Genomic DNA, 11,954 nt, shown 5'->3' on the forward strand with positions numbered 1-11,954 from the left:
TTAATAAGAAACCATCACAAACCCTTTTTCTGTATTTCCGTCCCCTTTGACGAGTACATACAGGTAGTTGCCTGGCTTCAATTTTTCTCCACTAAACGCACCTTCATTGGTACGACTTCCATCCCACCATGCTTTTTCAAAGCTTCCCCAATAACTGAGGTTTCCATATTTGTCATGTTCATACATCTTGTTCCCCCAACGGTCAAAAATTAGAAGTTTCGCATTCGGGTAATTATCGATGCAATAGATTTGGAAGAAATCATGAATTCCATCTCCGTTTGGGGAGAATCCTTCCGGAATGAACATGGTACATTCTCCTTGATAGTCGAGATATTCCGGGTGACCATCAAAGTCCAGATCATCATCAAAATATATATTGTTGTTGTTCAAATCTTCATGTGCTGTAGGAATCATGTCATTGTCATCATCGGTATCGCGCCAGTCACGGGTACCGTCATTGTCGAAATCCTGCAAGTGTGGATTCGTTCCAAATGGGTCATCCAAGTCGTTCTCATTGAATCCGCCCAGGAAGTTATCGTAAGCATCGTCTAAACCATCACCATCAATATCCGAAATTTCAGGAACAAGCTCAGCAATTCCTTTCGCTCCAATGTCGTAACCTTCAATGTAGTCAGGTACATTGTCATTGTCTGAATCCGTATCGACATAATCCGGATCTCCATCACCATCGGTATCTGTTGGGTCGAGTCCTAATTGAGAGCCTTGTTCATAAATGTCATCCAAACCATTTTCGTTATTGTCGATTCCGCTTGGAGGAATGTATTTGTTCTCTTCCTGTGCCTCAATAATGTCGATAATTCCATCGTTATCGGCATCAATATCGAGACTATCCGGAATACCGTCACCATCGGTATCTACCGCGCGGTCTCCTTCCACAACGTCGATAATACCATCATTGTCATCGTCAATATCGATATGGTCTGCAACACCATCACAGTCTGCATCGGCGAAGATGGTGATGTAAACTGTGGTTTCAGAGCACAATGGATAAGGATTGTCATCGCAAATTTGATAACGGAAGCTATCGATAAAGGCATCGCCGCGTTCAAACTCGTAACGGAAAGTGCCATCAGCAAAAATGGTAACGACTCCCTGGCTTGGCTCAAGCGTTGGCGTTGTGTTGATGATGATTTGATCGCCATTCGGATCATAATCGTTGTACAACAGGCTTCCGAAGATGGTATAACAGCCTCCTGCAAATTGATCAACAGTTGCAACCGGAGCGACGTTTGGAACCAGAACGGTTAAGCTAACGGTTGCTTCGTCGCATTTTGTCTCACAAGGAACGCCATCATCGCAAATCTGATAAGTGAACTTATCTGGACCAGTGTATTGGTTGTTCGGAGTATAAGTGATGGTGTTGTCGCTATTGATTTGCAAGCTTCCGTGTGCTGGATTTTTAGTAATAGTGATTGAGCTTGGAATAATGCTTCCATCTGGATCGTAGTCGTTATCCAAAACAGCAATGGTTGTGCTGATATTCATGATGGTTGTGTCCACATCATTAGTGGCAACCGGTTGCTGGTTATCTGCAATAACGGTAACGTTGGAAGTACACTCATTGGAGTTACCATTAACATCGTACACTGTGATGGTTACTGGGTTGAGGCCAATGTCTGCACAAGTGAGCAGGTCTTTGCTGATTTCAATGCGTTCAACTCCACATTCATCCCAGATGTCACTGCTGATTAGGTCGTAAGTTAGTGTGAATTGCTCACTTCTGTCGAGCAGAACTTCCAGATCATGGCAGGTTACTCGAGGCTTGATGGTATCCAATACGGTAACATTGAACTCGCAGCTTGCGGATAAGCCATGAATATCTGTAACAGTGATAACCTCGGGTTGTGTACCAACATCTTCACAGAAGAATTCGGTTTGGCTGAGGGAGATGTTGTCAATGCCGCAATTGTCGTCAACTCCAGTCAGCACATCGTCAACACCTAAATTGGCTTGGCCATTTTCGTCAAGATACAGGGTGACTGACTGGCAGGTGATCTCCGGAGCAAAAGTATCCAGGATAATGATCGTTGCCTCACAGGTACTTACGTTGCCACTTAAGTCAGTGACGGTAAGGGTTCCCGTTGCTGTTGTCCCGACCATTTCACAGTCAAATATCATTGGGCTGAAGTCTAAAACAAGGTCATCGAATGATGTACAGTTGTCGTATGATCCCTGTGCAATTTCTTGAACATCAATATTAGTCAGCTGATATTGACCATTTTCATCAACGCTGATTTCAATCGAGTTACAGATGGCTTTAGGAGGTATGTCGTCTTTCGATTGGAATACCTGAATCGCTGTAGCTGGGTTGCCACAATAGTCCCGAATCCGGTAGATTCGTTCAAGGGTTATGCTTTGTCCACTTTGGCTGCTTTGTTCCGAGACATACTCAAATGTTGAAACATCATAGCCTAGGTTGTCGGTTGCATAGCCGCCCGCAGCATCAAACTCGCTGTAAGTTGTGTAAGGAGCTGGCCAATTGGTAGAGCATTGTGTATGAACAGCCGGAGGCGCAGTCAATGTCGGATCTTCATTATCGTTCAAATTCGGTTCGGAGACTGTTACTGAAATGTCGTTTTCACATCCTGAGATCTGGTCTACAACGGTTACTTGGTAAGTTCCGGCATACAAGTTGGCAATGTTGCGGGTGGTCGCTCCATTGCTCCAGGCGTAGCTGTACGAGCCTGAGCCACCAGTGACTGTTAACTGGATTGAGCCACTATTGTCTCCCTTACAGTCAATGTTCATCGGAGTGGCATCCAAACTCAATGATTGCTCAATGGTGATGTCAATTGTTGTACTCGTCGCACACTGCCCCGGATCAGGCGTAAATGTGTAGGTGTCTGTGCCTAGGTGGTCTGTTGAAATAACAGCTGGCGACCAGCTACCCGTGATGTTGTTGTTTGAAACTGTAGGCAGTGCAGGAGGCGTTGTTCCTAAACAGTAAGGCCCCATTGGATCAAATATCGGTACTATCTCATCGGTAATCTCGACGGTAACTGTGTTTTCAACTGCACACTGCCCCGGATCAGGTGTAAACACATAATCAAAGAATCCGGTTTGGTCGGTGGAAATTGTTGCCGGATTCCAGCTTCCGGTGATGCCTCCCACCGAGGTTGTAGGAAGTGCTGGTGGCGCGCTGTTCACGCATAGTTGTGTTTGCAGGTTGAATGATAAAGCATCAGGCTTGTTGATGATAACTTGAACGGGTTCAATGTTTGTACAGTTATTAGCACTTTCAACTTGGATGTAATATGTTCCTTCAACGCTTATCGTTGTTGGATCTGAAATTTCATTCGTGGCGGCTTGGTCATGCCAGTAGGTTTTCACCAGTGCTGGGTCAAGTCCTGGCGTAATTTCAGATGTCGTAAGGTCAATTACATCCGGTTCGCAAACAGCTATTGGATCTTGAATGATCAAATCAGGCTCCGGATAAATGGTGACTTCAACGGGTTTAACATCATAGCAGTCATTGCCAACGTCAACACGGATGTAGTAAGTTGCTCCTACGCTAATCTGCTCAGCATCCGATTGGCTCAATGGTTGAGAGGTGTTACTGTCTAACCAATAAGAAATGACGGCTGTAGCTGGAATTGTACTTCCGGCAGTAACCGAAGGTGCTGTAATATCGACCGTTCCTGGTTCGCAGATAGCTAATGGGTTTGTGGTGACTAAGTTGGGCGGCTTACTAATTACAACATTAACTGGTTTTATAATTGGACATAATCCGTTTTGGGTTGCTTTGATATAATATGTTCCACTCTTGTTGATAGCATCATAATTGGTCAATGGTGTTGTTGCGTTTTGATCTAGCCAGTACGTTAATGGAAGATCAGTGCTGCTTCCTTGCGTAATTATCGGATTACTCAAATCAATTGTTTTAGGCTCACACACTACAGGTGGGTCTGTTATGACTAGTTGAGGACGAGGATTGACTATTACTTCTACTGGTTTTATTTCAGAGCAATTTGATCCAGCTACTATTTCTATATAGTAGGTACCCGTTGAGCTAATATTTTCAGGGGAACTGACAGGGATTGATGCTGCTGCATCTTTCCAATAGCTAATGATTGAAGATGGAGGGATGGTGCTCCCTGATCTTATCGTTGGATCTGTTAGGTCGACTATTCCCGGCTCGCAAATTGCTGGTGGATTCGTGATAACGAGTTGTGGTTGTTCGTTAATGAGAACATTAACCGCAGCAATGGCTCTACACCCTGTTATTTGATCCTCACCCATAATGTAGTAGACTCCACTTTCTGAAATAGCGGAATAGTTATCCAATGGGATTGAGGCATCTGCATCCTGCCAATAAGAGAAAGTTAAATTTGGATCACTTCCAATTGTAATTAATTCATCTGTCAAATCAACGGCTGCTGGTTCACAGACAGCTGGAGGATCGGAAATAACTAGATTTGGTGTTGAATTGATTGTAACCTCAACTTTTTCAATACTAGTGCAATTGGTTGTTGGATTGGTTGATTTGATGAAGTAGCTTCCACTTGAAGTTACATTATTGTAGTTATCCAAAGGAATTGTTGCTGCAGCATCTTCCCAATAAGTCAAAACCATACCGGGTTCACTTCCTGCTGTGACTTCAGGGAGTGAAAGATCAACAGTTGATGGCTCACAAACTGGATCGGGATTCGTAATAACGAGACCAGGTAGAGGAGTGATTGTTACAATGACCGGTTTTACATCAAAACATCCTCCTGGAGCCTGAACTTTAATGTAATAGGTGCCATCAACTGCAATTTCGGTAGGATTGTCAATGGAAATTGTTGTGTCTGAATCCATCCAATATGAAATTGTAGGTGGTGATGGAATAATACTTCCAGCAGTGATTGAAGGCAGTGTAATATCAACAGTTGTTGGTTCACAAACTGGGGCAGGGTTGGAAATGAATAATTCAGGTTGAGGGCTTACGATTACTTCTACTAACTTGACGATTTCACAGCCGGTTGTTGGATTGTTTGATTTGATGTAGTAGCTTCCACTTGAAGTTACATTATTGTAGTTATCCAACGGAATTGTTGCCTTAGCATCTTCCCAATAAGTCAATACCATACCTGGTTCACTTCCTGCTGTCACTTCAGGGAGTGAAAGATCTACAGTTTCTGGTTCACAAACCGGATCGGGATTTGTGATAACGAGACCAGGACGTGGATTGATTGAAATATTGACTGGCTGAACATCAGAACATCCACCAGGTGCTTGTAATTTGATGAAGTAAGTCCCAGATGTTGCAATGGCTGTATAGTTTGTTAGCGGAATTGTTGCCATAGCATCTTCCCAGTAGGTTGTGTCAGAAGATGCAGGGACTTTACTTCCTGCCAAAATAGCTGGATCAGTTAAGTCGATAGTTGCCGGCTCACAAACCGGATCAGGATCTGTAATGGTTAATTCCGGTTGTGGGTTAATGGTGATATTTACTTTTTGAATATCATAGCAGCCAGTTGTTGGGTTCGTTCCTTTGATGTAGTATGTTCCGCTAACTGCAACTGCAGTATAATCTAGCAATTGCTCTGTCGCATTAATGTCTTTCCAGTAGCTGAAGTCAAGTCCGGCATCGCTTCCAGCAGTTCTGGCAGGATCAGTTAAGTCAATGGTTGTTGGTTCACAAACCGGATCAGGATCTACGATAACGAGATTTGGTATTGGATAGATGGTTACTGTTATTGGTTTAATATCATAGCAGCCAGTTGTTGGATCAGTGCCTTTAATATAGTAAGTTCCGTTTACAGTTATTGCGTTATAATTATCTAGAGGCTGTGTTGCATCAATATCTTCCCAATATGAAAGAGCTATTCCGACTGCGCTTCCTTGAGTAACTGATAGATCTGACAGGTCAACAATGTTTGGCGCACAGACCTCTTGTGGATCATTAAGAATTAGTACTGGTTGAGGATTGATAACAACCGTTACTTCTTTAACGTTATAGCATCCGGTTGTTGGATTCTCTGCTTTTATGTAATAGTTGCCACCGGTATTAATTGTTTGGTAATTGCTTAATGGTAAAGTGGCGTCAAAATCTTCCCAGTATGTGAATAGGAGTCCAGTTTCGGATCCTGTCGTTATTGATGGATTAGATAGGTCAACCGTTTCTGGTTCACAAACCGGATCAGGATTTACAATCACCAGATTTGGGAGCGGGTTGATTGTAACTTCTACCAGTTCTATGATCTCGCAGTTGGTTGTTGGATTGGTTGATTTGATGTAGTAGCTTCCACTTGAAGTTACATTATTGTAGTTATCCAACGGAATTGATGCTGTAGCATCTTCCCAATAAGTCAATACCATACCTGGTTCACTTCCTGCTGTGACTTCAGGGCGAGAAAGATCTACAGTTTCTGGTTCACAAACCGGATCGGGATCTGTAATTATCAGTCCAGGACGTGGATTGATTGAAATATTGACTGGCTGAACATCAGAACATCCACCAGGTGCCTGTAACTTGATGAAGTAAGTTCCAGATGTTGCAATGGCTGTATAGTTTGTTAGCGGAATTGTTGCCATAGCATCTTCCCAATAGGTGGTATCAGAAGAAGCAGGGACTTTACTTCCTGCAAAAATAGCAGGATCAGTTAAGTCAATGGTTGTAGGCTCACAAACCGGATCAGGATCTGTAATGGTTAATTCCGGTTGCGGGTTAATGTTGATATTTATTTCTTGAATATCATAGCAGCCAGTTGTTGGGTTGGTTGCTTTGATGTAGTATGTTTTGCTAACTGCAACTGCAGTATAATCTAGCAATTGCTCTGTTGCATTAATGTCTTTCCAGTAGCTGAAGTCAAGTTCGGCTTCGCTACCAGCAGTTCTGGCAGGATCAGTTAAGTCAATGGTCGTTGGTTCACAAACCGGATCAGGATCTGTGATGACCAAACTAGGCATTGGATTGATTGTCAGTGTTACGGGTTTAATAGCATAGCAGCCAGTTGTTGGGTTAGTGCCTTTTATGTAGTACGTCCCGCTAGTTGCGATGTCAGTATAATTTTGCAATTGTTCTGTTGCATCAATGTCTTTCCAGTAGGTAAATTCAAGCCCTGTTTCACTTCCTGCAGTAATTAATGGGTCTGAGAGCTTGAATGTTTCAGGTTCACATATTGGACCGGGGTCATTAATTACAAGATTTGGAATTGGATTGATTGTCACCTCGATGGTTGATACAGCCGGTTCACAGGTGCCGTTATTCAGTAGACCTTGTGCGGTAAGGGTGAGGATAACTGATCCATTTTGTTTATCATTTTCTCCAGCGGTATAGCTTGGATTAAGTAAGGTGGCATCGTCAAAGGTACCATCTCCGGAGCTTGTCCATTCAAGCGAGCTGTATTCTGTGGCGCTTGCTTCAGTCAGTACAATCGGATCATCAACACAAACTGTTAGTGGATTTCCGGCATCGGCTTCCGCATCCGGATAAACTTCTACCTGTCCAAGCTCATGCACAATACAGCCATGAATGCTTGTTTGTTCGACCGAAAGATCGTAGGTGCCCGGAACAACTTCCCAGTCAATGGTAATTTCGCTTCCTTGTATTGGATTGCCGTCCTTGTCGGTATCGCTAAAGTCGGTACCAGCAGGGTTACTCAGAGCTATGGCATTGCCATCAGCATCGGAGAGCATCCATTTCCAGCTCGATCCAGCTTCTCCGTCAATCCGGTAAGTGCGTTCAATTCCTTGACATACCCGATCAATGACATAGGGCTCCTGGGCCGCCACAGTGGCAGCAAACAGTAGGAGAGTCAATATGTACATCAATCGTTTCATGAACTATTCTTTCAAATAAATTTTCGACTTCGCCGGTAACGGATGAACGGTCAAGCTGACACTGTTTGATGGATCCAGGTTCTCGCCATACTTATCCTTGACTTGAACTACCCGGTAGATTGTTGTTTGCATAGGGCTAACAGCAATTTCATAAGGATTCTCATCAGCTTCAATGCCTGAATAGGTGTTGTAACCTGTAACATTTCCATCGAGATCACTTTCTTCTACGGTGATCTCCCAGGCGGGATTTCCGGTTAAGGTGACGATGATGAGCGCGTCATCATTGATACAGATTTCATTTGGATCCAAGTTCAACTCCGCTGTTGGTAAAGATTCACGGATCTTGATTCGGCCAATTTGAAGGTTGTTGGTACAGCCTTCAATATCTACGGCAGTTACTTTAAAGAAATAGATGCCTGGTTCGAGCCAGGTTACTTGGATTGTTGGCCCGGTATTGATACCATCTACAAAACTAGCCTCGCCGTCAGCAACGGCAGTGCCTGCAACAGTGGCAAAGTTGATGGTTGAATCGTTGTAGATTTCCCAGGTATAGGTGTCTCCTGGTTTGGGTTCAACGCCAATTTCAGTGGTTTGACCTTGGTACACAGGTGTCTGGGCTATGGCAGGAGCCACAGTCAGCAGTACTGGTAAGATTACCAGTGCCAGACAGCTAATATGGTACAAAAGTCGCTTCACTTACTTCGTTGAATTTCTTTTAATTACTTCCGTATTTGCATGTTGCTATTTTCTTTGTAAAAACCTGCTTATAGTCTGTCCTACCTGCTAACCACTGAGCAGAAATAGGACTTAATTCAGAATTGAATTTTTTAGCATCATGCTGGCTTCGTTTCAGACATAGCTTTCCTGTCAAGTCAATTTTTAGGATTGACTTATCCGGATTACTTTGTTGCCATTGCTTATTCATCGTCGTTCCATTTTGCTTTCATTTTTGTGTTTGGTCATATCGATTGAATTGGCTATAGTTATCCTGTTTCAGACTTTTCAAGCCTGAGTTCAGCCTGTCTTTTCCTCATGCAATTGGGGCTTAGGGCATGTGGTTGACGAAATGAAGGTGCTCCTCGGTTACTGAATCCATAAAGGACTTGTTCCGGAGGTTTTCCCCTGTTGTTATTTGTCATGAGTATCACATGTTTTGTCGATCATGCTGTTTGCAAATAATTTGGTGTATTGATTGGTAGATCCGCTCTCTGCCGGGCTTGGCATTGGGCTATACGACTCCTGTTCGGAGTAATTTGTCCGTTGCAAATTTTCCTTCCCGGAAACAGTGTCTTGTACATCATCATATCATTTCATTCATGCTTCATTCCTTGTACATTCCGGATCCAATCTTGGTGAGTCGTCTGTGACAGACTAGGTCGTTGAAGGATGCTATGTCGACAGTTTGTGCATAATCATTCCAGTTGAGTGATTTGTTGATCATTCATTCGGAAGCAGGAACTCTGATTCATTCCCGGCTTAAGCATACTATCTGCTTTCCTTCGCTTCATTTGGTAGTTACATTTTCGTTCCCCGACGGCCATTTCCCACCCCGGAGGCCCGGGGCGGGAAAGGATATCTGGTTATGAAAAAGCATTTAAGTCATTTTTTATGATCAAGGTGTTTTTGTAATTACAGTTGTTGGATCTGGTGCGCCAGCGTCTGGTGTTGCATGGTCAATTTGAGGACGTGGAGTAACGGTATGTTCTGCAAAGTCAGCTTGGTCTGCAGCATCAGTTGCTGTCGTACAGTCATCGTCTTCCATATCCCAGATTCCGGTTTGGTTGTTGTCTTGAGCATCAACAGCAAGGGCAAATATATTGTCTGTTAAAGACTCTTCTGTGTTATTTGAAATAACGACCTTAACAAATAAGGACACACCCGAAACAACCAGAGCAGGGTCGCTGGATGTAAATTGGACACCTGTGGCCCAGTCTGTACCTACGCTTGTTGCATCCCAGTTTGCAGTTGCAGCAACATTGGTCCCGGCTTTGGCGTCAGCTAATGACGGATGAAGGGTAACAACAGCTGTCTGTGTTCCCACTAGTCCACTGATCAGATGGAAAGTTGGTGTAAAATCGGTAACAAAGTTTGCTGCAGCCACTTCAAAATAGAGGATGTCTTTACCATAATTGACATCAATTTCTTTAGTCGTACTGTTATAGGTGGCGCTTCGTACAATGTCTACACATTGAGAGAATGCTGCATCCCAGCCAAGTGTTGAATTAACTGTATCAACATTGGCAATGTCAATGGTAAAGTTGAACTTAGGATTGATTTCGTATACTTGGATATTGTCTGCACAGTTCGTTCCTGTGGCGTATCCAACAACAAATGTTGGAGAAGGATCTGTTCCTGGAGTTCCTTGGTATAGTGTATTGGCTAAGACTTCAGGGGACCACGTGATGTCAATACTATTAGCTCCAGCTGTTGCTGTACCGTAATTCGTTCCTACGTTTAATAGGTCGCCAGAGGCTGTTGTTAGCATGTTTGCTGTATTGAGACCTGTGGCATTGATAAACTCAGGATCTTTAGTAACAAACCAAGTCCATTCATCTGCAGTTTCTGCTCCTGATGATCCATCCATGGTATAAGTATAGGATTGTCCCGGATATGGATGTAGTGGTTCAGAGCCTGCGACACAGCTTAGTGCTGGGATTGGTTGGGAGGCTGTAATTGCTTGATTAAGGACAGTCGCTTGTCCAAAAACAGAATAACTACCGGCAAAGATAGCCAGTACGAATAATGTCAGAGTTAAAATTTGCTTTTTCATAATTGTAGATTTTTAAATGAATAAATGCTTGTTTTTTAAAAGTTTGTTTTAGTTTTTTTGCTGCCTGTGCAGCATCAAAATCGGGTGATTATTGGTTCCTGATTTTTCAGTAGGGCTACTAAAAGCCGATTCGCTTGTTCCGTGCATTGGCATTGGTTTTAAGAAGCAGCGATGCTTCATATCTTTGTTTTTTCTTTTTTTTAAGGGAGACGATTTAAATGGTCCTAAAAAAATCGAACTCCCATTTTTCATAGGCAATAATTTTTAGTTCATTTTTATAATATTAGGTCTTGGTGTTATCGTGATGGTTGTTTGTTTTGGCGCCGATTCGTTGCCGTTACAGTCTTCCACCCAGTAGGTAATGGTGTGAACGATGTTGGTAAAATTGACACCATCTCCAGGGAATTTAATATCACTAGTGTAGGTCGATAGTTGACCTGTTCCAGTGAGGCTCGGTTGCGTTATCATGTTGTGTGGTGGGACTGGATCAGGCGTTGGTGAAAAATCAATTTGCCAACGCACAGAGTAATCACAATCCGGTGCACAATTATCTGTTACTGTTGTTAAGTCCAAGTCCAACGAGGTACTGCCTGCTTCAAATAGGAAGTAGTCCGGTCGAGTTGGGTTAATATCGATTGTAGGGGGGTAGTAAATTGCTTCTGATAGCGCTTCTACGCATTCTTCTATTGGGTTTAGACTGGTGATTACTGGTTCCTGCCCGTCTGTAATCGTAATCGTTTGAGTACACTCGTCATAGCCTGAAATATTATCTGCCCGCCAGGTAATGGTTGTTATGCCTAGTTGAAATTCATAGTTTCCAATAGGCGTAGGGGATGGATCAGGTGCGTTACCGGTGCTGCTGCCAGTCTGAGTCGTTCCATCCGGGTTCGTAATGGTCCAGGTCCAACTAATTGGCGGAGTCCCGGTATTAAGAGTTGGAATGCCCGGATCAAAAGTCGCTGAGCAAACATCAGCGTCGGTTGTTCTTGTAATATCATCAGCACAAGTAATTTCAGGGGCTCCCAAAACAGTGACCGTGAAAGAACAGTTTTTTGTATTCTCATTGGTATCGGTCACTGTGTAGGTGATTCTTGTTGTCCCTAGGTAAAAGAGGTTTGGGTTGGGATAAACACCTGTTCCTGTAAGCTCACTTACATCGTATTGTGTTTCATATCCAGTTGGTGGAACCAATTCCCATGTAAGAACAGGGTCGGGGCAATTGTCTCCCCAGGTCGGAGGATCCAACGAAACATTGGAGTTGTAGGTTTTGTCGTATTCGGCCTGAACAACAATATTCTCAGGACATTCAAGCTGTGGAAGGAGATCGTTAACCGTAATGGTTTGCTCACAGGTGGTTACATTGCCTGAAGCATCGGTAATGGTCCAGGTAACTGTTGTT

6 protein-coding genes are annotated in these 11,954 nt (G+C 43.4%); all 6 read right to left on the reverse strand.

Translation table 11 applies throughout. From position 1 onward, the window contains the following. Positions 1-7,785 (reverse strand): Ig-like domain-containing protein, encoded by a 7,785-nt coding sequence (locus BM156_RS04610; RefSeq protein WP_093918628.1) that lies wholly within the window; start codon positions 7,783-7,785, stop codon positions 1-3. 3 nt (positions 7,786-7,788) lie between these two features. Next, positions 7,789-8,481: a hypothetical protein gene (locus tag BM156_RS04615; RefSeq protein ID WP_139218213.1), complete on the reverse strand. Its 693-nt coding sequence runs from the start codon at positions 8,479-8,481 to the stop codon at positions 7,789-7,791. Positions 8,482-8,500: 19 nt separating this feature from the next. After that, complete coding sequence (locus BM156_RS04620) at positions 8,501-8,710, reverse strand: hypothetical protein (RefSeq protein WP_093918630.1); 210 nt, start codon at positions 8,708-8,710, stop codon at positions 8,501-8,503. Positions 8,711-9,397: 687 nt separating this feature from the next. Next, positions 9,398-10,555 (reverse strand): hypothetical protein, encoded by a 1,158-nt coding sequence (locus BM156_RS04625; protein WP_093918631.1) that lies wholly within the window; start codon positions 10,553-10,555, stop codon positions 9,398-9,400. Between the two features lie 48 nt (positions 10,556-10,603). Next, positions 10,604-10,807, reverse strand: a complete 204-nt coding sequence (locus BM156_RS04630; RefSeq protein WP_093918632.1) for a hypothetical protein — start codon at positions 10,805-10,807, stop codon at positions 10,604-10,606. A gap of 12 nt (positions 10,808-10,819) precedes the next feature. Then, positions 10,820-11,954: HYR domain-containing protein (locus tag BM156_RS20670; RefSeq protein ID WP_170846859.1), on the reverse strand; the 1,135-nt coding region annotated here is incomplete at its 5' end.

Origin of the sequence: Sunxiuqinia elliptica (assembly GCF_900113005.1) — a bacterium.
Lineage (GTDB): Bacteria > Bacteroidota > Bacteroidia > Bacteroidales > Prolixibacteraceae > Sunxiuqinia > Sunxiuqinia elliptica.